Origin of the sequence: Ensifer sp. 2TAB8 (genome assembly GCF_052115125.1) — a bacterium.
Classification (GTDB): Bacteria; Pseudomonadota; Alphaproteobacteria; order Rhizobiales; family Rhizobiaceae; genus Ensifer.
The window spans coordinates 1-23123 of record NZ_JBFRGB010000029.1 but is presented as its reverse complement, the minus strand read 5'-3'; the positions used below and the strand labels follow the sequence as shown (position 1 = coordinate 23123).

At 63.5% G+C, this 23123-nt stretch carries 24 protein-coding genes; 13 read left to right on the top strand and 11 right to left on the bottom strand.

Annotation, left to right across the window (positions count from 1 at the left end; genetic code table 11):
* Positions 1–28: 28 nt before the first annotated feature.
* The 5 genes from benB to AB4Z53_RS30195 all read right to left on the bottom strand — a co-directional run bounded on the left by benB (position 29) and on the right by AB4Z53_RS30195 (position 4464).
* Positions 29–517, bottom strand: a complete 489-nt coding sequence (benB, locus tag AB4Z53_RS30215; RefSeq protein ID WP_441599102.1) for a benzoate 1,2-dioxygenase small subunit — start codon at positions 515–517, stop codon at positions 29–31.
* Entirely contained in the window at positions 514–1872 is a 1359-nt protein-coding gene (locus tag AB4Z53_RS30210) for a Rieske 2Fe-2S domain-containing protein (protein WP_441599101.1), read from the bottom strand. Before AB4Z53_RS30210 ends, benB begins: the two co-directional genes overlap by 4 nt.
* 100 nt (positions 1873–1972) lie before the next feature.
* Positions 1973–2911, bottom strand: coding sequence for a catechol 1,2-dioxygenase (gene catA, locus AB4Z53_RS30205; protein ID WP_113540790.1), 939 nt, complete (start codon positions 2909–2911; stop codon positions 1973–1975).
* A 73-nt stretch (positions 2912–2984) separates the two neighbouring features.
* The gene (gene catC / locus AB4Z53_RS30200; protein WP_113540789.1) at positions 2985–3275 is read right to left on the bottom strand and encodes a muconolactone Delta-isomerase; all 291 of its coding nucleotides are present in this window, start codon (positions 3273–3275) and stop codon (positions 2985–2987) included.
* A 10-nt stretch (positions 3276–3285) separates the two neighbouring features.
* Positions 3286–4464, bottom strand: coding sequence for a muconate/chloromuconate family cycloisomerase (locus AB4Z53_RS30195; RefSeq protein WP_441599100.1), 1179 nt, complete (start codon positions 4462–4464; stop codon positions 3286–3288).
* Between the two features lie 150 nt (positions 4465–4614).
* On the opposite strand from AB4Z53_RS30195, the gene AB4Z53_RS30190 reads away from it, so the two are divergent.
* Positions 4615–5556, top strand: a complete 942-nt coding sequence (locus AB4Z53_RS30190; RefSeq protein WP_113540787.1) for a LysR family transcriptional regulator — start codon at positions 4615–4617, stop codon at positions 5554–5556.
* Here the strand turns inward: AB4Z53_RS30190 and AB4Z53_RS30185 are convergent.
* The 6 genes from AB4Z53_RS30185 to AB4Z53_RS30160 all read right to left on the bottom strand — a co-directional run bounded on the left by AB4Z53_RS30185 (position 5549) and on the right by AB4Z53_RS30160 (position 11384).
* Complete coding sequence (locus AB4Z53_RS30185) at positions 5549–6427, bottom strand: sugar phosphate isomerase/epimerase family protein (protein ID WP_441599099.1); 879 nt, start codon at positions 6425–6427, stop codon at positions 5549–5551. The genes AB4Z53_RS30190 and AB4Z53_RS30185 overlap by 8 nt on opposite strands.
* On the bottom strand, positions 6427–7632 hold the full coding sequence (locus AB4Z53_RS30180) for an NAD(P)/FAD-dependent oxidoreductase (protein WP_441599098.1): 1206 nt from the start codon (positions 7630–7632) through the stop codon (positions 6427–6429). The genes AB4Z53_RS30185 and AB4Z53_RS30180 overlap by 1 nt, the downstream gene beginning before the upstream one ends.
* A 224-nt stretch (positions 7633–7856) precedes the next feature.
* Complete coding sequence (locus AB4Z53_RS30175) at positions 7857–8801, bottom strand: substrate-binding domain-containing protein (protein ID WP_441599097.1); 945 nt, start codon at positions 8799–8801, stop codon at positions 7857–7859.
* Between the two features lie 77 nt (positions 8802–8878).
* Positions 8879–9202, bottom strand: a complete 324-nt coding sequence (locus tag AB4Z53_RS30170; protein ID WP_113540783.1) for a MocE family 2Fe-2S type ferredoxin — start codon at positions 9200–9202, stop codon at positions 8879–8881.
* On the bottom strand, positions 9199–10233 hold the full coding sequence (locus tag AB4Z53_RS30165; RefSeq protein ID WP_441599096.1) for a sterol desaturase family protein: 1035 nt from the start codon (positions 10231–10233) through the stop codon (positions 9199–9201). The genes AB4Z53_RS30170 and AB4Z53_RS30165 overlap by 4 nt, the downstream gene beginning before the upstream one ends.
* Positions 10234–10382: 149 nt before the next feature.
* On the bottom strand, positions 10383–11384 hold the full coding sequence (locus AB4Z53_RS30160; protein ID WP_441599095.1) for a LacI family DNA-binding transcriptional regulator: 1002 nt from the start codon (positions 11382–11384) through the stop codon (positions 10383–10385).
* 143 nt (positions 11385–11527) lie between these two features.
* Between AB4Z53_RS30160 and AB4Z53_RS30155 the strand changes: the two genes are divergently transcribed.
* The 12 genes from AB4Z53_RS30155 to AB4Z53_RS30100 all read left to right on the top strand — a co-directional run.
* Complete coding sequence (locus AB4Z53_RS30155) at positions 11528–12253, top strand: glutathione S-transferase (RefSeq protein WP_113540780.1); 726 nt, start codon at positions 11528–11530, stop codon at positions 12251–12253.
* 234 nt (positions 12254–12487) lie between these two features.
* Positions 12488–13171, top strand: coding sequence for a GntR family transcriptional regulator (locus AB4Z53_RS30150; RefSeq protein ID WP_113540779.1), 684 nt, complete (start codon positions 12488–12490; stop codon positions 13169–13171).
* Positions 13168–14613, top strand: a complete 1446-nt coding sequence (locus AB4Z53_RS30145; protein WP_113540778.1) for an aldehyde dehydrogenase family protein — start codon at positions 13168–13170, stop codon at positions 14611–14613. The genes AB4Z53_RS30150 and AB4Z53_RS30145 overlap by 4 nt, the downstream gene beginning before the upstream one ends.
* Positions 14614–14697: 84 nt before the next feature.
* Positions 14698–15444, top strand: coding sequence for a glucose 1-dehydrogenase (locus tag AB4Z53_RS30140; protein WP_113540777.1), 747 nt, complete (start codon positions 14698–14700; stop codon positions 15442–15444).
* 56 nt (positions 15445–15500) lie between these two features.
* Positions 15501–16976 carry an ABC transporter substrate-binding protein gene (locus AB4Z53_RS30135; protein ID WP_441599094.1) on the top strand — a complete coding sequence of 492 codons (1476 nt, stop codon included), beginning with the start codon at positions 15501–15503 and terminating at the stop codon, positions 16974–16976.
* Between the two features lie 141 nt (positions 16977–17117).
* Entirely contained in the window at positions 17118–18068 is a 951-nt protein-coding gene (locus AB4Z53_RS30130) for an ABC transporter permease (protein ID WP_441599093.1), read from the top strand.
* Positions 18068–18928, top strand: coding sequence for an ABC transporter permease (locus tag AB4Z53_RS30125; RefSeq protein WP_441599092.1), 861 nt, complete (start codon positions 18068–18070; stop codon positions 18926–18928). Before AB4Z53_RS30130 ends, AB4Z53_RS30125 begins: the two co-directional genes overlap by 1 nt.
* Positions 18925–19941: an ABC transporter ATP-binding protein gene (locus tag AB4Z53_RS30120; protein WP_113540773.1), complete on the top strand. Its 1017-nt coding sequence runs from the start codon at positions 18925–18927 to the stop codon at positions 19939–19941. Before AB4Z53_RS30125 ends, AB4Z53_RS30120 begins: the two co-directional genes overlap by 4 nt.
* Positions 19938–20912: an ABC transporter ATP-binding protein gene (locus tag AB4Z53_RS30115; RefSeq protein ID WP_441599091.1), complete on the top strand. Its 975-nt coding sequence runs from the start codon at positions 19938–19940 to the stop codon at positions 20910–20912. The genes AB4Z53_RS30120 and AB4Z53_RS30115 overlap by 4 nt, the downstream gene beginning before the upstream one ends.
* A 10-nt stretch (positions 20913–20922) precedes the next feature.
* Positions 20923–22311, top strand: a complete 1389-nt coding sequence (locus AB4Z53_RS30110; protein ID WP_441599090.1) for an amidase — start codon at positions 20923–20925, stop codon at positions 22309–22311.
* A complete protein-coding gene (locus tag AB4Z53_RS30105; RefSeq protein WP_441599089.1) occupies positions 22293–22535 on the top strand; it encodes a hypothetical protein in 243 nt (80 codons plus the stop codon). Before AB4Z53_RS30110 ends, AB4Z53_RS30105 begins: the two co-directional genes overlap by 19 nt.
* A gap of 64 nt (positions 22536–22599) precedes the next feature.
* A partial coding sequence (locus tag AB4Z53_RS30100) for an isocitrate/isopropylmalate family dehydrogenase (RefSeq protein WP_441599088.1) occupies positions 22600–23123 on the top strand: 524 nt, incomplete at its 3' end.

Below are 23123 nucleotides of genomic sequence, written 5' to 3'. Positions count from 1 at the left end.
CCAATCCCTTGTCGTCAGGTGGCAGTCATCAGATGTGGTAGACGTCGATGACCTGGCGGATGTAGTCATTCTTCAGCACGATCTTCTTTTGCGAGATCACGAGCCCGTCGCCGCTCTTTCGCAGCGTCACGAACATGGTGCCGAAGAAATGGTCGGTGACCTTGTAGCGATGGTTGAGCGTATGGAAGTTGTAGCGGACGTCCAGTTCCTCACCGCGGTCGGCCACAAGTTCGACATTGCTGACGTTGTGGCTCGTGCGCGGCTCCGGCGTGGAGGCACCCGAGCGCTCGGTCTTGATGCGGAAGACGCGATCTTCGAGGCCGTCTCGGCTCGGATAGTAGATCAGCGATATCTGCGACTGCGGATCTTCGGTCAGTTGATCGTCGTCGTCCCAGGCGGGCATCCAATAGCTGACATCGGGCGCATAACAGGTCAGCCATTCGTCCCATTGCCGATCGTCGAGCAGGCGCGATTCGCGATAGAGGAAGGCGCAGGCGGTGTCGTAGGAGATCGTCATGCGACCGCTCCTTGTCTCTCGGAAGCGAGCGCTTTGCGCATCACCTTCGCCCAATATTCATGCTGGCGGACGAAGAGGCCTTCGTCTTCGCTGCGCTCGCCGGAGAGCAAGGGTTCGATGCCCATGCGCTTGGCGTTCTCGTCCGGACCGTCGATCCAGAGCGGCGCGCCGCGCGAAAGATCGTTCCAGAGCGCGGTGATGCCGGCATAACCTTGCTGGCAGGCGCGGAACTCCTCCAGATCGTCGGCCGTGCCCATGCCGGAGACGTTGAAGAAGTCCTCGTACTGGCGGATGCGCAGCGTGCGGTCAGCCGCACTTTCACCCTTGGGTGCAAAGCAGAAGATGCTGATCTCGGTCTTGTCGACACTGATCGGACGGGTCACGCGGATCTGCGTGCTGAACTGGTCCATCAGGAAGACGTTCGGATAGAGGCAGAGGTTGCGCGTCTGGTTGACGATGAAATCCGCCTGGACCTCGCCGACGCGCGCCTTGATCTCCTCGCGATGGCCAAAGATCGGCCGAACCTCGGGGTTCATCGTGTTGGTCCAGAGCAGGATGTGGCCGTTGTCAAAGCCGTAGACGCCGGCAATCGAGCGGCTCCAGCTCGAGGCATCAACCGCCTTGGTGCCCTCCTCGTGGCGTCGGCCCATGGTGGCGGCATAGTTCCAGTGAACGGAGCTGACGTGATAGCCGTCGCAGCCGTTCTCCATCTGCAGCTTCCAGTTCCCGTCGTAGATGTAGGAGGAATTGCCGCGCAGCACTTCCAACCCGCCGGGCGCCTGGTCGACGATCTGATCGATGATGACTTTGGTTTCGCCGAGATAGTCTTCGAGCGAGGAGACATCCGGATTGAGGCTGCCGAAGAGGAAGCCGCGATAGCTTTCGAAACGAGCGACGCGCTTCAGGTCGTGCGAGCCGTCCTTGGCAAACTGCGGCGGATACTGCGTCGTCTTCTCGTCCTTCACCTTCAGGAGCTTGCCGGTGTTGGAAAAAGTCCAGCCGTGGAAGGGACAGGTGAAGCTGCCCTTGTTGCCGTGCTTGCGGCGGCAGAGCATGGCGCCGCGATGGGCGCAGGCATTGATGACGGCGTGCAGTTCGCCCGTCTTGTCGCGGGTGACGACAACCGGCTGCCGGCCGATCGTGGTGGTGTAATAGTCGTTGTTCTCGGGGATCTGGCTCTCATGAGCGAGATAGACCCAGTTGCTTTCGAAGATGTGTTTCATCTCCAGCTCGAAGAGGTCTTCGTTGGTGAAGATGTCGCGGCGGCAGCGGAAGGTGCCGGCCTCATGATCGTCCTCGACCGCGGTGGCGAGCAGGTCGTCGAGGGCTTGGGCTTTGTCGATAACTGCGGACATGGTTCCTCTCCCGCAAACGGCTGATCCGTGCTCGGCTCTAGCGATTGCAACAATGTCTGATGTCAGGGGGCGGCGGCTCTGTCGGCCGCCGCAGAGATGATCAGGCGGCGGCGCGCTTGCGCTGCTCGTTGACCTGATTGTCGACCCCGTTCACCAGCGAGGTGAGATGGATGTCGAACGCAATCTCGGCGAAGGGGCCGGAGAGATTGTTGGCCTTGATGCTCGCCTCGTCGGTGCGCTCGGTGACATCGGGCACCAGGCCGTCACGGGTCGCATAGGCGAAATCGTCGTTGACCAACGGGTCGCCGGCGATGTTGATCTGGGTCGTCAGCTTGCGGTGGCCATCGGCGCTGATGAAGAAATGGATATGGGCCGGGCGCTGGCCATGGCGGCCGAGGGCGGAAAGCAACTGCTCGGTCGGGCTGCCCGGCGGCACGCCGTAGCCGTGCGGCACAATGCTCTGGAACTTGTAACAGCCCTTGGCGTCGGTGACGATCGTGCGGCGCATGTTGAACGGCGCCTGCAGGCCGGTCGGATCGAAATGCGAGTAGAAGCCGCGGGTATCGCAGTGCCAGACTTCGACGGTCGCGCCCTTCAGCGGTTGGCCATCGGCGTCATAGACGGTGCCGTGCATGATCAGCGTCTTGCCATTGGTGTCGCGACCATCATCCAGACGAGCAAAACCTTCCGAGGCCGGCGCGCCGGCGACGTAGAGCGGGCCTTCGATCGTGCGCGGCGTCTGGTTCTGGATGCCGAGCGCTTCGTCGATCGCGTCGAGACGTTCGTCGAGGAAGTGATCGAGGCCAAGACCGGGCGAGATCAGACCGGCCTGGCCGGCAGCGCCGATCTCGTTCAGCCAGGCGATGCCGGTCCAGTATTCGTCGGGCGTGATGTCGAGATCGTCGATCGCCTTGAACAGGTCCGACATTACCCGGTGCACGATTTGCTTGACGCGCGGATTGCCGCCGTCCTTGTCGAGTCCGCTCAAGGTCTTCAGGAAAGCTTGCGTTTCCGGCTTGTCGAAAATCTTCACGCTCATATCAATTCCTCCACTTGGATTGTCTTGAACCTCAAGCCGCTGGCCATCCTCCCGGCCGCGGCACGCACAAACGCTAGCTATCGTCCTCGCGGATCGAGGATGGGTGCCGAAGCAGCGGCGTGACCTCGATCTGCATGAACTTGAAGAGCGGCAGGCCCGAGAGAACCTCGTGCAGCTCGGCATTGTCCTTCACGTCGAAGACGCTGTAGTTCGCGTACTGACCGGCGATCCGCCAGATGTGCCGCCACTTGCCGCTCTGCTGCAGCTGTTGCGAATAGGCCTTTTCCCGAGCGATGATCTCCGCCGCCTGCTCAGCCGGCAGATCGTGGGGAATGCGAACATCCATTCTGACGTGAAACAGCATGGCTTGATCCTCACTTCGCAACAGTGATCGTCTTGCGCAGCCCGTCGCGCGCAAAGAACTTCAGGCGGTCTTCGTCGAGTTCGATGCCAAGGCCCGGCCCGTCCGGCACCGTCAGCTCGAAGTCGCTGTAGTCGAGCGGCGTCGCCAGGATTTCCTCGGTCAGAAGCAGCGGGCCGAAGAGTTCCGTGCCCCACTGCAGGTTGGCGAACGTGGAAAACACATGGGCTGACGCGACCGTGCCGACGCCACCTTCCAGCATCGTGCCGCCATAGAGTTCGATGCCGGCGGCATCGGCGATGGCCGCAACGCGCTGCGCATTGAAGAGGCCGCCACTCTGCTCGATCTTGACCGCAAAGACATCAGCGCCCTTGGTCCTGGCAATCTCGAAGGCGCTTTCCGGTCCCGTAAGCGACTCGTCTGCCATCAGCGCCACGGGGAAGCGACGAACCAGGCGACCGAGTGCCGCGGTCGATGCGACCGGCTGTTCGACCAGTTCGCAACCGGCATCGGCGAGCGCCGCCATGCCGTAGGCGGCCTCAAATTCGCTCCAGGCCATGTTGACGTCGACGCGCACCGCGCCACGGTCGCCGAGCGCCCGCTTGATCGCCGCCACATGGACGATATCGTCCTTCAGCGGCTTCGCGCCGATCTTCAGCTTGAAGATCCGATGGCGGCGAAGGTCGAGCATGCTGTCGGCTTCGGCGATGTCCTTGGCGGTGTCGCCGGAAGCGAGCGTCCAGGCGACCGGCAGGCGCTTGCGCAGTGCCCCGCCCAGGAGTTCGCTGATCGGCTGGCCGAGGCGCTTTCCGTGGGCGTCAAGCAACGCCGTTTCCACGGCACTCTTGGCGAAGCGATTTTCCTTCACCGCCTTGCCGATCCGGGCCATCAGGGCGCGAACGCGGGTCGCGTCTTCGCCGATCAGGAGAGGCGCGAAATAGGTATCGATGGCAAGCTTCATCGATTCCGGGCTCTCGCCGCCATAGGCGAGACCACCGATCGTCGTACCTTCGCCAATGCCGACCGTACCGTCGCTGCAATAGACCTTCACCAGCATCAGAGTCTGGCCGGTCATGGTCGCGACCGAGAGCTTGTGCGGCCGGATGGTCGGCAGATCGACCAGCATCGTTTCGACCCGTTCGACGACTGAAAGGGCTGCGGTCGGAGCAATGGGTGCAAGGGTCTTGTTCATGGCGTGACTGTGCGCCGCGCACCTGATGGCGTCCAACACCAAATAGGTTCGGCTTGATACCTTTATGATATAGTGTCGCAATAGATACGAGCATTCATGGGCTTGCCGCAGCGCAACATACCGAGATTATAGGAGAGTTGGACCTTGAGTTTGGACCTGCGCCAGCTTCGCTATTTCGTCGCCGTCGCCCGCGAGCGCAATTTCACCCGCGCCGCCGAGATGCTGCACATCGCGCAGCCGCCCTTGAGCCGGCAGATCCAGCTACTGGAAGAAGAACTGGGCGTTCCGCTGATCATCCGCAAGAGCCGCCCGGTGCGGCTGACCGAAGCCGGACGATTGTTCTACGAACAGTCGCTGCAGGTGCTCGGCCGGGTGGAGCAGATGGTAGAGGCGACGCGCCGCGTCGGCCTCAACCAGAACCGTGTCCTGTCGATCGGCTTCGTGGCCTCAACCCTTTATGGCGGGCTGCCGACGCTGGTGCGCAAGCTCAGGCAGAACGCGCCAGAACTCGACATCCGCTTGCTGGAGATGGTGTCGGTGCAGCAGATCGCGGCGCTGAAGGAGGGCCGGATCGATGTCGGTTTCGGCCGGCTGCATCACAACGATCCCAACGTCGCCGGCATCCTCATGCGGGAAGAGCGCCTTGCCTTGGCGATACCGCAGGGCACGCCGTTTGCCGATGATACGTCTCCCCTGCCGTTAAGCGCGATTGCCGGGCAAAAGCTGATCGTCTACCCGAAGGAACCGCGCCCGAGCTATGCCGACCACGTGCTGAGCCTGCTTCACGCTGAGGACGTGCGCCCCGCCGAGGTGCATGAGGTGCGCGAAATCCAGAGTGCGCTTGGCCTCGTCGCCTCGGATGCCGGACTTTGCATTGTCCCCTCCTCGGCGCGTCAGGTCCGCTCCGACCTGCACTATCGCATGATCGAGGGTGAGCGGGCGACCTCGCCCGTTATCCTCAACCACCGGATCGGCGACAATTCGCGCTACATCGAGCTGATCAAAGCGCTGATCGTGGAGATGTATGCGGAAAACCCGCCGTGGCTCGGCCTCGAGCACAATCTGCCATTCCGGCCGTCCTTCGTTAAATGACGGGCTCAGGCGTCCTCAAATCTCGTGCTTCTCTCGGCGAGACTGAACTCTCGGCCCAGATCTCGCGGACCATCTCGCGTAGCAAGAGCGCCTCGGCCCATCGGTCGGTCGAGTCGTTGCCGTCCCTGTCGGTGATGGCATAGGGCCTTGGGCCGAGCTCGCAGGTCATGACCAGCTCGGCATCTTCAGCGGCACGGGAGCGCCAGTTCCGGAAGCCGTAGCCCCACCACTCGCGGAAGAGATCGACCCAGGGCCGATGGTGTGGAAAGGAAAGCTTGATCTGAATCTGCTGGCACGAGCCGATGCGCCCGTGGAATGCCTTGGCGTTGTTAAGAACGCGCCGGATCTGGGCGTGGCTCTCGTCTTCGACCGGGAAAGCGAACTCCCGGCCGACGAGATAGTGCGAGAGATCGGCCAAGAGCGGCAGCTCGGGCCGCCGGTCGAGCAGGTCGAGCGTGAAAAGGAGATCGCTGGTGATGCGGTGACGATGGGTTTCGATATAGACGGGGACGCCCGTCTCCTCGGCAAACCGCGTCCACCCGTCAACGAGCGGCAGGCATTCCTCGACCCGGCGTGGACGAATATCGGCCTGCAGGTCGATGTGGCTTACCGGGAACTCCGAGGCCAAGTCTAGCGTCAGGCGCAGATCCTCGACGCTCCGAGGAAAACAGACGCCCTCGATCTTAAGCCCGGTGCCGCGGATCACGGCATTGAGATGCTCGACATCGCGCCGATTGGTATAGTGCGCGCTGATGCCATCGAACCCGGCCTCGACGATCATTGCGATGTTCTCTTCAAGACTGCGCTCGATGCCGTCGGCATGCCGGCGCTCCATCGCCCAGAGCGACTGAAAGACAAGCAGTGTCTGCATCAGGCCGCCCGCGCGCTTTTCAGCAGCGCCTTGAGGTTCACGCTGGCATCGGCGAGCGCTTCCGGGTCCGGGCTGATACCGGCGGCAATCAGCATTTCCGCGAGCTTGATATCCTTGGCGAGACCGTTGCCGAGACCAAGGCCTGCAGCCGCGACGAGACGCCCGCCATCCAGGTAGAATTCGAGCTCGCCGCCGTCGAGCTGGCGCGTCACGCTTTGATGGTCCGGATGTGGCAGGCCTGCCACCTGCAGGCCGAGGTCATATTGATCGGTCCAGAACCAGGGGATCGCAGCAAAAACCTCCTTGCCGCCGGCCATGTTGCGGGCGGCAACCTCCGCCTGGTTGCGCGCGTTGCGCCAGCTTTCGAAGCGGATATGCCCACCGCCAGGCTGGGCCACGGCGGCGCAATCGCCTGATGCATAGATGTTCGGGTCGCTGGTTGAGAGATAGCCATCCGTCAGGATGCCGTTGCCAACGGCAAGCCCTGCCGCCTCGGCGAGCACGATATCCGGCTGAACGCCGATGGCGGCGACGACGATATCGGCCGGGACCGCGGCGCCATCGGCAAGAGCAACCGCATCGCCAGTGATTTCTGATATCCCCTGCCCGAGATGAAAGGCGACGCCTTCGTCCTGGTGCCGGGCATGAAGCCTTGCTGCAAAGCGCGGCGGCACGGCGCGGCCGAGCGGCTTGGGCGCCATCTCAATCACGCTGACGGTGATGCCCTTGCCGCGCAGAACCGCCGCGAGCTCCATGCCGATCAAACCGCCGCCAATGATCGCAACGCTTTTGCAGGTCCCAGTACGCGAGAAAATCGCCGCCGCATCCGGGTAGGTGCGGAAATCGAGCGCGCGCTCGGCCCCAGGGCACGTCAGCCGTCTCGGCCGGGCACCGGTGGCGAGCAGCAGCTTGTCATAGGCGAGTGTCCGGCCATTGCTCAAGGTAACGGAGCGGCCATCGGCATCCAGTCGAGAGGCAGAAACACCCTGGCGGTAATCGATGCCGGCGGCCTCCAGTGCCTCAGCGCCGCAGATCGGCTTCATCTGTACTGCGCCATTGAGCGGCTTCGACAGCGGCGGCCGCTCATAGGGTAGATGCGGTTCGGTGCCGACCAGCGTGACGCTGCCGGCAAAGCCCGATTCCCTGAGCGCAAAGGCCGCGCGCGTGCCAGACTCCCCGGCGCCGATGATGACCATGCCGTCCATGACGTGCTCCATTGATCAAAATTGGAGTGGATGCGGGCGGAAACCGCACGCACTTTTCCTCGTCCCGCGTAGAAAAAAAGGTGGCCGGCGCAGGCAGGAGAAATGCGCCGGCCCACAGCGCCGCGCGTCCTATCAGACGCATAGAGGTCGCTGTAGAACTTTGAATTCCTGCTTGTTTTTGTCCCTTGATCGGCTCCGATTAAAGGAAACATGCAGCAGGCGGATCAGTTGCGGGTGGTGTAGTCGGCCATGTTCTTGGGCGTGACGAGCTCGAAGGGAACCATCACTTCCCGTTCGACCGGCTTGCCGCGTGCCAACGCAACGGCGGCATCGAGCGCGCTTGCCGACTGGCCCTTGGCGTTCTGGAACACCGTCGCATCGAGATCGCCGGCCGCCATGGCGGCGAGACCATCCTGGGTCGCGTCGATGCCGACGACGATCACGTCGTCCATCGAAACACCTGCGGCTTTCAGCGCCTGGATGGCGCCGATCGCCATTTCGTCGTTGTTGGCGAAGACCACATCGATCGGGCGACCGGCAGTGATCCAGTTGGTGGTGAGGTCCATCGCGTTGGTGCGCGTCCAGGCGGCCGATTGCTCGTCGGCAATGGTCGCGCCCTTGCAGTCGCCGGCAGCCAGCGTCTCCTTGAATGACGTGGTCCGGCCACGCGAGGCCTGGTGGGCGAGGTCGCCCATCAGGATATAGACCTGCGCATCACTGGCCTTGCCCTTTTCCTTCAGCAGCGAACAGGCAGCTTCCGCACCCAGCTTGCCGGAGTCGGTTTCGCGACTGCCGACATAGGCCTGCTTTTGCGGCAGGCTGGCGACATTATCGGGCTGGAGGTTGAGATAGACAAGCGGGATGCCGGCCTTCTCTGCCGCCTCGCTGATGCCCGGAGCCGCCGAGGTGTCGGCGAGCGTCGTGATGATCGCGTCGACGCCAGAGGCAATGAAATTGTTGACCTGGTTGAGCTGCTTGGAGATGTCGGTCTGGGCGTCCTCGATCTGGACACTGACACCGCCTGTCTCCGATGCCCTCGCGTTGATGCCTTCGCGCAGCAGCGTCTGGAAGTTGTTGTCGAAGCTCTGCATCGAGACGCCGATCGTCTCCGCAGAGGCAGCACTTCCCATCAAGGCGGCAAGCGCTGCCGCCAGGTACATGGATTTCATGATTTCCTCCCAAAAGGGTGCCGGACCACCCGCGTGCATTCCGGAGGCCCGACGGGCCTTCAATGCCGAGTGGAACTCTAGCCGAGGGCCACGCGGACCTCTCCGTCGACGACTTCGGCGGGGTAGGTCCTGAGGTTTTCACAGGCGGGAAGCCTCAGGGCTTCACCGGTGCGGTAGTCGAAGGCGCCGGAATGCTTGGGACATTCCACCTCGTAATCCATGACGAGGCCATCGGCGAGATGGATCGCCTCATGGGTACAGAGGCCGGCAGTGCAATAGACGCTGTCGTCCGGGCCGCGGTAGACGGCGTAGGTGCGACCGGCATGGTCGAAGCGGATCGCGCCTTCCTGTTCGATGTCCTCCAGTTTGCAGGCTGGTACCCAGGTCGATAGATCGCTCATTCTGCTGCCTCCCCGATGGTGTTGCGTGCCTTGCGGGCTGCGAGTTTCTCTTTGCGTTTGCGGTAACGTTCCTGCATTCGGGCCTCGCCATCGGCCGAACCGTCGTGCCAGGTGCCGAACCAGCGATCGAGCGGGATCAGGGCGTCGCCGTAATTCACCTCGAAATACTTGTGGTGCAGGTAATGCGCATAGGCGTGGCTATCGACCAGGGTCTCTTCACCGACCTCGACCTTGTCGAAGCCGACATGACCTGGAATGGCGCCGAAGCCCGCATAGTGAAGCTGGTAGAGCATCAGGATCGGGTTGGACGGCAGGATCAGGTGATAGAAGGCGGTACCGAAGTAGAGCAGGTGTTCGACCGGATGCATCGACAGTGACGACCACGGCGACGGGTTCACCGAATTATGGTGGACCGAGTGCACCCACTTATAGAGGAGCGGCGTGTGGATGAGCCGGTGGATGCAGAAGAAGTGGAACTCGTGGATAACAGGCACGACGAGCGCGACCAGAGCGAGCGTCCACGGATTTTCCGCGAAAGTCAGCCACGGCGCATAGCCATTGGCATAGGCGAAGAGCATACCGACCTCGACGGCGGTCCAGATGGTCACGCCCGAAAGGAACGTGCGCAGGAAATTGTCAAGGTTCTGGCTTTCGAACCAGAAGGCCTTGCTCTTCTGTTCGGCCGGGAACTTGCCATTGTACTTGAAGCGGTTTTCCTGCCGCTTCAGCACATAGAGGTGCAGCTCGAAAGCACCGTAGAACAGGAACACGCAGACCGCGTTCACCCCGTAAAGCCAGGCGATCCAGCCAATACCGAGCGTCTGCATCGTCTCGACCGGCGGGATCAACCAGGCCCAATAGGCCACGGCGGAAGCCGCGAAGATCGCATTCCACGGAAAGAAATAGTGCGGCAGCCACTTTACGAGCGCCAGCAGCCTGGGCGGAAAAGCAAACAGCGGTGCCGTCTCGATCGGCTGGTTCGGTGCCCAGTCGCCGCGCTTGTTGCGCGTCCCGTATTTTAAGTCGTCCATGGCGCTCTCCTCCCGGCGGACCGCGTGCGTTCCGCCCAAATCCTTTGAAGGAGGTTGCTTTTCGGGTCCGTCGGATCCGCGTTCTCCTTCTTGACAAAAATCTAGCAGGAGGCGATCTGAACCGCGAAACCTTGTTTGATCAAATCAGATCAAAGGCTCTCGGCCGTGATGGTGATGAAGCGAATGGGAGCCGTGTCCGGCTCCATCTCGGAAAGCCCGATCCGGCGCAGCATCAGGTCAAGCGAGCGGCGGGCCTGCGCCTCGGGTGCCTGGTCAAGCACGACGTCCATGATGCCGTCGGCGAGCGCCTTGCGCGTATAGTCGGTCAGTTCGTGGCCGACGAAGAAGATCTCACTTCCGCGCGGATGCCGGCGAAGCACATCGATCAGGGCGGCGTTGGCGCCGCCGGCGTTATAGAGCCCGGCCATATCCGGGTACATATCCAGCGCGGACCGCAACGCTTCGGCGCTGTAGTGCTCCTCGTCGCGGGTGAAGCCCAGCCATTCGAACCGGCGCTCGCCCGGGTGTTGATGGAAATAGGCCGAAAAGCCGCTGAGACGATCGCGGTGGACCTGATAGATCGGATGGCAGAGCGCGACGACCGGACCGGGCCTTTGCGCCATGCGGGCGATGAAGAGGGCTGCCGTTCGTCCGGCCGCATGGTTGTCGATGCCGACGAATTCGCCCTGCTTCTCGGAGGCCCTCGTCACGACGTGGATGACCGGCACGCCGCGCGCGACGACGGCTTCGACCGCGGCGCTGATCAGTGGGCTGTTGGGCACGGCGAGGATCAGGCCGGCACGCGGCACCTCGGTCGAAAGGATTCGCCGCGCAATCTCGTCCGGTTTCATCTCCTCGGTGAAGCTGCGCTGCACGACGACAAGCGGATCGAGTGTCTCGGCGATCCTTTCGAACGCCTTGGAGAGGCGGCGATAGAAGGTCGTTTCGGGGCGGACCATCAGCACGTCGATGCGCAGCAGCCCACGATGCGTATCGGGCAGCGTGCGCGGATAATTCAGCGTGCGCGCGGCAACCACCACCTTCTCGACCAGGTCCGGACGAACGCCGCCGCGCCCGTTGAGCACCCGCTCGACCGTGGCCGTTCCCACACCGGCGAGCGCGGCGATGTCGCGATAGTTCGGCTTGCTCACCCTGGCATCCCCTGCTTGATCCCAGATGCATAGCATGGGTCCTGGCCCGCCCGACAGAGTGCGGCGCCCAACGGCGATCCAGCCCTCGCCGTGAGCCTTCGCGAGCCTATATCCATCGGATATCGAACCGGATCGAGGCTTCCATGACCTATGAGTTGTACTATTGGGACGGCATTCAGGGCCGCGGAGAGTTCGTGCGCCTCGCGCTCGAAGCTGCCGGGGCCGACTATGTCGACGTCACGCGCGAACCGGGCCGCGGCACCGGTGAGATGATGAGGCTGATGGAGAGCGCCACCGAAGCGCACATCCCCTTCGCGCCGCCGTTCCTGAGGGATGGCGACCAGATCGTCTCGCACGTGGCGAACATTCTCTTCTACCTCGGCCCCAAACTCCGCCTCGCGCCTGACGATGAGCCGCTTCGCTGGTTCGCCAACGGCCTGCAGCTCACCATCACCGATTTCGTCGCCGAAGTGCATGATACCCACCACCCGATCGCGACCTCGAAATATTACGAAGACCAGAAGCAAGAGGCCAAGGCCCGCGCGGCCGAATTCGTCACCAACCGCATCCCCAAGTTTCTCGGCTATTTCGAGCGCGTTCTCGCGCAAAACCCTGATGGCAGCGGCCACGCCGTCGGCAATGGCCTGACCTATGTCGACCTCTCGCTGTTCCAGGTGATCGAAGGATTGCGCTATGCCTTCGCCAAGGCAATGCGGCACTATGAGGCTCGGTATCCGAACCTCAAGAAGCTGCATGCCTCGGTGAAAGCGAGGCCGAAACTCGCCGCCTATCTCGCTTCCCCGCGGCGGCTCGCCTTCAACGAGGACGGTATCTTTCGCCGCTATCCCGAGCTCGACATCGAGCCCTGAAACGGGCTCGAACTGTTCATCAGCGAGCGTCTCAAGTTCGGCGGGGCTTCGCGTTCAGCCAAGGGAATGTTGATCGCCTGGCAGATGGTCCAGCACAAACGCGTCGCCCGGACAAGAAGGCCGGGAGACGTAGCACTATCCCTGTTTCGGTCCGCTATCGCGTCTAGCCGCTCACTCCCCGATTGACACCGTCTGTATCCTGGATACAATTTGCGTCGATCTTGGGAGGGATCCATGAACCAATCCTTCGAATGGCGAAGCCAATCGCGCCTTCTCGACGAAGTGGCACAGGCACTTCGCGAACGCATCTATGCTGGTGTCTATGCGCCCGGCGCGACGCTCCGCCAGGAGAAGATCGCTGCCGAGTTCGGCATCAGCCGCACGCCGCTGCGCGAGGCCCTGCGCGTGCTGGAGCGCGACGGGCTGGTCGTCAACAAGCCGGGCAGCGGTGTCAGGGTCGCAACCGCTGACCTGCCGAAACTGCTGGACGCCTATGCGGTGCGTGAGGCGATGGACGGGGTGGCTGCCCGCAACGCCGCGGAACGCGCAACCACGGCCGAAATCAAGGACCTGGCGAAACAGGTCGAGCGCCAGCGCAAGATCGTCGAAAACTGGGATCCGGGTGCTTACACCCAATCCAATGTCGTCTTTCACGAGGCGATTGTTGCCGCCTCGCGCAATGCGTCGCTGGCGCCACTCGGACCGCTGCTGCGCATGACCTCGCAGGTGTTTGCGCCGGCCTTTTCGCTGTCCAGCGAGCGGGCGAGCACGGCCGTCGCCGAACACGGGCTGATCGTTGAGGCGATCGCCGCACGGAACCTTGATGAAGCCGAGAAGCTGTCGCGCGCCCACATCAACGCGACGGCCATGAGATTGAAGGCGCTGCTTGAAGAGCGCGGGACTGACAAAGAGGCATGACTGTGAAGAGCTACGGCAATTTCATCGCGAACAAGTGGCAGGACGCAACGAACGGCGAGTTCATTGCCGTGCGGGACCCATCCAACGGCCAGGAATTCGCGCGCATCGCCCGCGGAAATCGGGACGATATCGATCTCGCCGTTCGTTCGGCACGGGCAGCGCTTTCCGGTAACTGGGGGCGTTTGACGCCGACCGAGCGCGGTCGGGTGCTGACCCGGATTTCGGCGGGCGTGCTGCGCAACATCGACCTTCTGACGGAGCTCGAGGCGCGCGATGTCGGCAAGCCGCTGACGCAGGCGCGCGCCGACGTCGTGGCGCTCGCCCGCTACCTCGAATTCTACGGCGGCGCCGCCGACAAGGTGCATGGCGACACCATCCCCTATCAGAACGGCTTCACCGTGCTGACCGTCTACGAGCCGCATGGCGTCACGGGCCACATCATCCCCTGGAACTATCCGATGCAGATCCTCGGCCGCAGCCTCGGTGCGGCCCTTGCGATGGGCAACGCGGCCGTGGTCAAGCCGGCCGAGGAGGCTTGCCTGACGATCCTCGAATTCGCCCGCATCGCCGAAGAAGAAGGCCTGCCGTCGGGTGCCCTCAACATCGTCACCGGCTTCGGCTCGGAGGCAGGGGCTGCCCTTTCCGAACATCCCGACGTCAACCACATCTCGTTCACCGGTTCGGTCCGCACCGGCGAAATGGTGCAGGCGGCAGCGGCAAAGAACGCCGTGCCGGTGACGCTGGAACTCGGCGGCAAGTCCGCACAGATCGTCTTTGCCGATGCGGATCTCGACCGCGCGGTCCCCTTCCTCGTCAATGCCGGCATCCAGAATGCCGGCCAGACCTGCTCGGCCTCATCGCGCATCCTGGTCGAACGCGCTGTCTACGAAGAGGTGGTGGCGCGGATGAGCGAGCGATACCGCGCGCTGAAGGTCGGTCCGGCCGGTAGCGATCTCTCGGTTGGCCCGGTCGTCTCGCAGCGGCAGAAGGCGATCGTCGAGGGCTTCCTCGCAGACGCGGCCAAGGATGGCCTGAAGGTCGCGGCGCAGGGCGAGATCGTCGCAGACGCGCCCACCGAGGGCGCCTATGTCGCCCCCACCCTTTTGCGCGACGTGCCGCATGAACACCGCACGGTGCAGGAAGAGATCTTCGGCCCGGTGCAGGTGATCATGCCGTTCGACGGTGAAGAGGAGGCGATCCGGCTTGCCAACGGCACCGACTATGGCCTCGTCTGCGGCGTCTGGACCAATGACGGCGGCCGACAGCTGCGCATGGCGCGCGCCGTCCATGCCGGCCAGGTCTTCATCAACAATTACGGCGCCGGCGGCGGCGTCGAGCTGCCCTTTGGCGGCGTCAAGAAATCCGGCCATGGCCGCGAGAAGGGTTTCGAGGCCCTCTACGGCTTTGCCAGCATGAAAACCATCTCTGTCTACCACGGCTAGAGCGGGATGAGGAAAAGTGTGTGCGGTTTTCCGCCCGCATCCCGCTCTAACCCATGATCTAAGTCTCCTCGGGAGGAACTACACGTGTCACTAGAAGGTAAGGTCGCTCTCATCACCGGCGCAGGCTCCGGCTTCGGCGAGGGCATTGCGAAGCGGTTCATCGAAGGCGGCGCCAAGGTCATCGTCGTCGACCGCGATGCAGCAGGCGCCGAGCGCGTCGCCAAGGAACTCGGCAAGAACGCGTTTCCCGTGGTTGCCGATATCGCCAAGGAGACGGATGTCGCGGCTGCCGTTGCCGCAGGCCTCAAACAGTTCGGCCGCGTCGATATCCTGATCAACAATGCCGGCATTGGCCACAAGCCGCAAAACGCCGAACTGGTCGAACCGGACGAGTTCGACCGCATCCTCGGCGTCAATGTGCGCGGCGTCTATCTGATGACGCGGGCGCTGCTGCCGCACATGAAGGAAAACAAGTCCGGCGTCATCGTCAACATCGCTTCGACCGGCGCCAACCGGCCGCGTCCGAACCTTGCCTGGTACAACGCGACCAAGGGCTGGGTCGTCTCCGCCACCAAGGCGCTGGCGATCGAACTCGCGCCCTTCAACATCCGCGTCGTCGCGCTCAATCCGGTTGCCGGCGAAACGCCGCTGCTTTCGACCTTCATGGGCGAGGATACCGAGGAAATTCGCAAGAAGTTCCGCGATTCCATTCCACTCGGACGCCTGTTGAAGCCGGAAGATCTCGCCGAGGCCGCCTTCTTCGTCGCCTCGCCACAGGCGTCGATGATCACCGGCGTGGCGCTCGATGTCGACGGCGGACGCTCGATCTGATTGCTTCGATCCGATTTCTGGGACCATAAACAACGAAACCGCAAAGCGGGGGAACCATGATGAACTTGACGAAACTGGCGCTTGCCTCGTGCTTCATCGCCGCGTCGCTGACGCCGGCAATGGCCAAGGATACGATCACCGTCGGCCAGGTGCTCGAACCGCCGGGCCTCGACCCGACCGCGGGTGCCGCCGCACCGATCCGCTACATCACCTACGGCAACCTCTTCGAAGGTCTCGTCCGCGTGGTCGAAGACGGCACGGTGAAGCCGCTGCTCGCCGAAAGCTGGACGGTCTCCGACGACCAGAAGACCTACAGCTTCAAGCTTCGCCAGGGCGTCAAGTTCCACGACGGCACGGCTTTCGACTGCTCGGTGGTCAAATTCTCCTATGAGCGCGCCGTCTCGGCCGATTCCACCAACGCCCAGAAGGGCCTGTTCGAGCCGATCGAAAAGACCGAATGCCCGGATCCGGCGACCGCGGTGGTGACGCTGAAGCGCCCGGCCTCCAACTTCCTGTTCAACATGGCCTGGGGCGACGCGGTGATGATCGCGCCGTCGTCGGCCGCAGACAACAAGACCAAGCCCGTCGGCACCGGCCCGTTCAAGTTCAAGGAGTGGGCGAAGGGCGACAAGGTGGTTCTTGAAAAGAACGCCGACTATTGGGGCGAACCGGCCAAGCTCAGCGAAGTGACGTTCAAGTTCATCAGCGACCCGTCGGCTGCCGCCGCCGCCGTTCTTGCCGGCAATGTCGACGCATTCCCGATGTTCCAGGCCGCAGAACTGGTCAGCCAGTTCCAGAGCGACCCGAACCTGCAGGTCGAGGTCGGCAGCACCTCGGGCAAGGTGGTGCTTGCGCTCAACAATGCGAAGAAGCCCTTCGACGACGTACGCGTCCGCCAAGCGCTCGCCCATGCGATCGACCGCAAGGCGCTGGTCGAAGGCACCTATTCGGGCTTCGGCACGACCATCGGCTCGCATTATTCGCCGGTCGAGCCCGGCTATGTCGATCTGAACGAAACCTACCCGTATGACCCAGGCAAGGCGCAGCAACTGCTGCAGGAAGCAGGCGTTCAGAACCTCGAAATCACCATCATGCTGCCGCCGCCGGCCTATGCCCGCCGTGGCGGCGAGATCATCGCGGCCATGCTCAGCGAAGTCGGCATCAAGGTGAACCTCGTTCCGATCGAGTTCGCACAATGGCTGGACCAGGTGTTCAAGAACTCGAACTTCGACGCGACGATCATCGCCCATGCCGAAGCCCGCGACCTCGATATCTATGCCCGCGACAAGTATTACTTCAACTACCAGAACCCGGAATACAAGGCGCTCTACAAGTCCTACACGCTTGCCTCGACCGAGGCCGAGCAGATGGACCTGATCGGCCAGCTCCAGCGCAAGCTGGCAGCCGACGAACCGAACGTCTTCCTCTACGCGCTGCCGAAGATCGGCGTCTGGAACAAGAAGGTGAAGGGCCTCTGGAAGAACATGCCGGTACCGGCCGACGACCAGACCCAGACCTATTGGGAAAACTGATCGACTTTCATTGAGCGGGATGCGGCCGGAAAACCGCACCCCGCTCTGGCATCCGCTCCTTCGCTGAGGGAGTGGACGCAGATCTGCCGTTGATCGCCGCACCCGGCACCGATCAACGCTTGCTCATTCCGGGAGGTTGATGTGATTTCCTTCATTGGCGGTCGCCTCGTGTCGCTCTTGCTGACGACACTGGTCGCCTCAGTCATCGTCTTTCTGCTGATGCAGGTGCTGCCCGGCGACCCGGCCGTGCTGATGCTCGGCATGAATGCCGACGCAGATGCGATCGCGGCGCTGCACCGGCAGCTCGGCCTCGATCAACCGATCTGGATCCGCTACCTCCACTGGATCGGCGGCTTCGTCGTCGGTGATTTCGGCATGAGCCTCACCTATTCCGTGCCGATCCGCGAGCTGCTTGGCCCCCGCATCCTCGTGACGCTGCCGTTGACGCTGCTCTCGATGGCGATCTCGGTCGTGGTCGCCATCGCCATCGGCGTCTATGCCGCCGCCAACCGCGGCAAGGCCGGCGACACCGTCGTCATGGGCATCGCCCAGGTCGGCGTCGCCATCCCGAATTTCTGGCTTGCTCTGCTCTTCATCCTGCTCTTCGCCCTGAAGCTCGCCTGGTTCCCGGCTTCCGGCTTTGCCGGTTGGGAAGGCGGCATCTGGAACGGCCTGCACTCGCTCATCCTGCCGGCGCTCGCGCTTGGCCTGCCGCTTGCCGCCATTCTCGGCCGCGTCACCCGCTCGGCCGTCATCGAAACGCTTGGCGAAGATTTCATCCGCACCGCCCGCGCCAAGGGGCTCAGCCGTTCTGGAGCACTCTGGAAGCACGCTGTGCCGAATGCCCTCATTCCGGTCGTCACCATCATCGGCCTGCAGTTTTCCTTCCTGCTTGCCGGCACGATCATCATCGAAAACGTCTTCAACCTGCCGGGTATCGGCCGCCTCGTCTTCCAGGCGATCGCCCAGCGCGACCTGGTGACGGTGCAGACGCTGGTGACGCTGCTTGCGGCCTCGGTCATCACCATCAATTTCCTCGTCGATCTGGTCTACGGCTATCTGGATCCGCGCCTGTCGAGGGGAGGCCACTGATGTCCGCTCAAGCAGCCGCCGCGCAACCCAGCCTCTTCTCCAAGCTCATCGGCAGCCGAAACCTGACGATCGGCGCCACCGTTACCGTCATCCTCGTGGCGATGGCGCTCGTCTCCTATGTCTGGACACCCTATTCGCCGACGGCGATGAACTTCCGCGACAAGCTGCAGGGTCCGAGCCTTGCCCATTGGTTCGGCACCGATAATTTCGGCCGCGACATCCTGTCGATGATCATGGTCGGCGCCCGCAACTCCATCAGCGTCTCGATCGTGGCGGTTCTCGTCGGCGCCGGTATCGGCGTGCCCCTCGGCGCCTGGGCGGCCGCCCGCGGTGGCTGGATCGATGGTCTCGTCATGCGCATGAGCGACCTTGCCTTCGCCTTTCCGGCGCTTCTGACTGCCGTCATCATCACCGCGATCTTCGGCCCCGGTGCGACCAATGCGATGATCGCAATCGGCATCTTCAACATCCCCGTCTTTGCCCGCGTCACCCGCGGCGCCTCGATGGGTCTGTGGAAACGCGAATATGTGCAGGCCGCGCGCTGCGCCGGCCGCGGCGACGTGGCGATCACGTTTCTGCACATCCTGCCCAACATCAACCACGTGCTGCTCGTCCAGGTGACGATCCAGTTCGCCTTGGCGATCGTCGCCGAAGCCGGCCTTTCCTATGTCGGCCTCGGCACGCAGCCGCCGATGCCGAGCTGGGGCAAGATGCTGAATGACGCCCAGACCTTCATCTATCAGGCGCCGTGGCTCGCGATCTTCCCGGGACTGGCGATCACCTTCGCCGTGCTCGGCCTCAACCTGCTCGGCGACGGCCTGCGCGACATTCTCGACCCGCGCGTGAGGCGGCAAAGATGACGAAACCCTTGCTTCAGATGGCCGGCATGTCGGTCGAACTCGCAGCCGGCAAGAACACGGTTGATATCGTCTGCGACATCGACCTCGAGCTCAATCGCGGCGAACGGCTTGGGATCGTCGGAGAATCCGGCAGCGGCAAGTCGATGACCGCCCTTGCCGTCATGGGGCTGCTGCCGCAGCGCATGCGGGTGCGCGGCGAACTTTCCTTCGACGGCCGCAATCTCGCGGGCTTGGGCGAAGCCGACTATTGTGGCTATCGCGGCCGGCGCATGGCGATGATCTTCCAGGAACCGATGACCGCGCTCAATCCGGTCAAGTCGATCGGCGCGCAGATCGCCGAGGGTCGGCGGCTGCACCTCGGCGAAACGAAAGCCGATGCCGAGAAGAAGGCGCGCGCGCTGCTCGACCGCGTCGGCCTACCGGCGCCGCGCTTCGATCTGGACCTCTACCCACACCAGCTCTCCGGCGGTCAACGCCAGCGCGTGATGATCGCCATGGCGATCGCCTGCGAGCCGGACCTGCTGATCGCCGACGAGCCGACGACCGCACTCGACGTGACCGTGCAGGCGCAGATCCTCGACCTGCTCGACGAACTCATCGAAGACACCGGCACGGCGCTGATGCTGATCACCCACGATCTCGGCGTGGTCTCGGAGATGACCGACCGGATCGCGGTCATGTATGCCGGGAGGATCATCGAAACCGGGCGCACGGACGATGTCTTTGCCCGCATGGCGCATCCCTATGCACGCGGCCTTTTCGCCGCGTCGCCGCATGGCGCAGCACTCGCCCCGCGACATTCAGGCGAAGGGCGGCCAAGGCTGAACGCCATTCCCGGCATCGTGCCTGACCCGTTCGGACGGCCACTGCATTGCTCCTTTGCCGACCGCTGCTCCTACGCCCAACCGGACTGTCGTCAGGCGATCCCGGCGTTGGGCCTGATCAATACCGATGAAAATGTCGAGCATCGCGCCGCCTGCTTTCATCCGCGCGAAAGGATGGTGGCATCGTGAGCGTGGTAATCCTCAAGACCACCGAGCTGGTGCGCGAATATGATCTGCCGCGCCCGTCGATCTTCTCGAAGCAGAGCCGCCTGCGCGTGCTGCATGGCGTCAGCGTCGAACTGGCCGCTGGCCAGAGCCTCGGCATCGTCGGCGAAAGCGGCTCCGGCAAATCGACCCTGGCCCGCGCCGTGATGGGGCTGGAACGACCGCAGTCCGGCCAGGTCTCGATTGCCGGCAAGGATATCTATGCGCTCGATCGCGCCGGACTGCGCGAGGCGCGCAAGGGCTTTCAGGCGATCTTCCAGGATCCCTACGGTTCGCTCGATCCGCGCCATACGGTCAGGACGATCATCTCTGAGCCGATCGTTTCGCTGGAGCGCGGCACGGGGACCACAGAGCGCAACCGCCGCATCGCCGAGGTGCTGGAGGCGGTCGGCCTACCCTTGGCATCGGCCGAGAAATATCCTCACGAGTTCTCCGGCGGCCAGCGCCAGCGCATCGCCATCGCCCGCGCGCTGATCACCCGGCCGGCGCTGATCGTCGCCGACGAACCGGTTTCGGCACTCGACGTCTCGATCCAGGCGCAGGTGCTGAACCTGATGATGGACCTGCAGGAAAAGCTCGGCCTTTCCTACCTCTTCATCAGCCACGATCTTGGTGTCGTGCGCGCCATCACCGACCGGGTGGCGGTCATGCATCTCGGCCGCATCGTCGAGGAAGGGCCGACTTCAGAGGTTTTCGACAACCCGCGCCATCCTTACACCCAGGCGCTGGTCGCTGCCGTGCCCAAGCCGTTTTCCGGGCGCCGCAAGCGCGTGCGCTCCGATGGGCCACCGCAAACGCCCGTCCATACCGCAACGACCGCAGCCGGCTGCGCCTATGCCGCCGTCTGTCCCGTGAGGCAGGAGATCTGTCTGACCCGAACGCCTGAGGCCAAGCCGGTGACGCCGGCCTGGTCCGCCCGCTGCCATCTTGCCTAGGAAGTGCCCCATGTCCGAACTCGCCGATCTCTCCGCCGTCGATCTTGTCGACGCCTACCGCTCGAAGAAGCTTTCCCCCGTCGAGGTCACCGAAGCCGTCATTGCCCGCATCGACGCTTCCGAACCGAAACTGAACGCGCTCTGGGCCTATGATCCGACTGAAGCCCGCAAGGCCGCCAAGGCATCGGAGGAACGCTGGGCAAAGGGCGAGCCACTGGGGGCGATCGACGGCGTGCCGGTAACGATCAAGGAAAACATCGCAACCAAGGGCACGGCCGTACCGCTCGGCTGCGCCGCGGTGTCATTGACGCCGGCCACGGCCGACGCGCCGCCGGCGGCCCGCACCCGCGAGGCGGGCGGCATTCTGCTCGCCAAGACCACCATGCCGGACTACGGCATGCTCTCTTCCGGCCTTTCCAGCTTCCACAAGCTCGCCCGCAACCCGTGGGACCTCTCGGCCAATCCGGGCGGATCGAGCGCCGGCGCGGGCGCGGCCGCCGCTGCCGGCTACGGACCTCTGCATATCGGCACAGATATCGGCGGTTCCGTCCGTCTGCCGGCCGGCTGGTGCGGCGTCGTGGGACTGAAGCCATCGGCCGGCCGCGTGCCGATCAACCCGCCCTTCATCGGCCGCGTCGCCGGCCCGATGACCCGCACGGTCGCCGACACGGCGCTCTATATGTCGGTGCTGTCGCAGCCGGATGCCCGGGACACGATGTCCCTGCCCTATGCCGATATTCCCTGGCTCGAGCTCGATCGCGATCTGAAGGGTCTGAAGATCGGCCTCTGGCTCGACGCCGGCTTCGGCCAGTCGGTCACGCAAGAAACGGAGCAGGCGGTCAAGAAGGCGGCACAGCTCTTTGCCGACGCCGGCGCGATCATAGAGCCGATCGGCCCGTTCCTGACGCGCGAAATGATCGATGGCCTCGACCGCTTCTGGCGGGCGCGGGGCTGGGAAGACGTATCGCGCCTTTCGCCGGAAAAGCAGGCGCAGATCTTGCCCTACATCTTCGACTGGATCAAAACCGCCGAGGACTTCAACGGCCGCGAGGTCTATACCGGCTTCGCCCAGATCGAAGCGATGCGCAACGCGCTGCATGCGGCGCTCACCGGCTATGATTTCATCCTGTCGCCGACGGCCCCGACGGCATCCTATCCGGCCGAATGGGCCTCACCGGTCAACGATCCGCAGAAGCCGTTCGAGCACATCGCCTTCACCGTCGCCGTCAACATGGGCGGCCAGCCGGCAATCTCGCTCAACTGCGGCTATACCGCAGGCGGCCTGCCAATCGGCGTGCAGATCATCGGCCAGCAGTTCGACGATATCGGCGTACTTCGCCTCGCACGCGCCTTCGAGATCATGCGTCCGGAGCAGCGCCCATGGCCGAAGGTCGCATGATGAGCGACACGATGCGCTACACCATCGAGAGCGGTGATCTCGAAAACATCGTTTCCCGCCTGCTCGATATTGTTCGCCGGCTCGGCGTCAGCGTCTCGAAACTCGCGATCGAGGTGGAGGGCGGCAAGGCCAGCCTCGAAATCGGCGTGACTGCGGCCTCGCAGGCTGTCGCCAATACGCTGCGTGAGCGCATCGGGCAGATCGAAGGCGCGAAGGCAGCCTAGCCCGCATCAACATCAACGCGGCCCTGCCGCTTTACACAGACTGAAAACCACAGGAGTGCCGACAATGGCCCGCAAACTTTTCATCCTCCCCGGCGACGGCATCGGCCCGGAAGCCATGGCGGAAGTCCGCAAAATCATCGCCTATATGAATGCCGAGCTTTCAGCCGGCTTCGTGACGGACGAGGGCCTGGTCGGCGGTTCGGCCTATGACGCCAACGGCCAGGCGATCTCGGAAGAGGACATGAAGAAGGCGCTGGCCGCCGATGCGGTGCTGTTCGGCGCTGTCGGTGGTCCGAAGTGGGATGCGGTGCCTTATGAGGTTCGCCCGGAAGCGGGCCTGCTGCGTCTGCGCAAGGATCTCGAACTCTTCGCCAACCTGCGCCCGGCGATCTGCTATCCGGCGCTGGCCGCCGCTTCCTCGCTGAAACCGGAACTGGTCGAGGGCCTCGACATCCTGATCGTGCGCGAACTGACCGGTGGCGTCTATTTCGGCGAACCGAAGGAGATCATCGATCTCGGCAACGGCCAGAAGCGCGGCATCGACACCCACGATCTCGGCAACGGCCAGAAGCGCGGCATCGACACCCA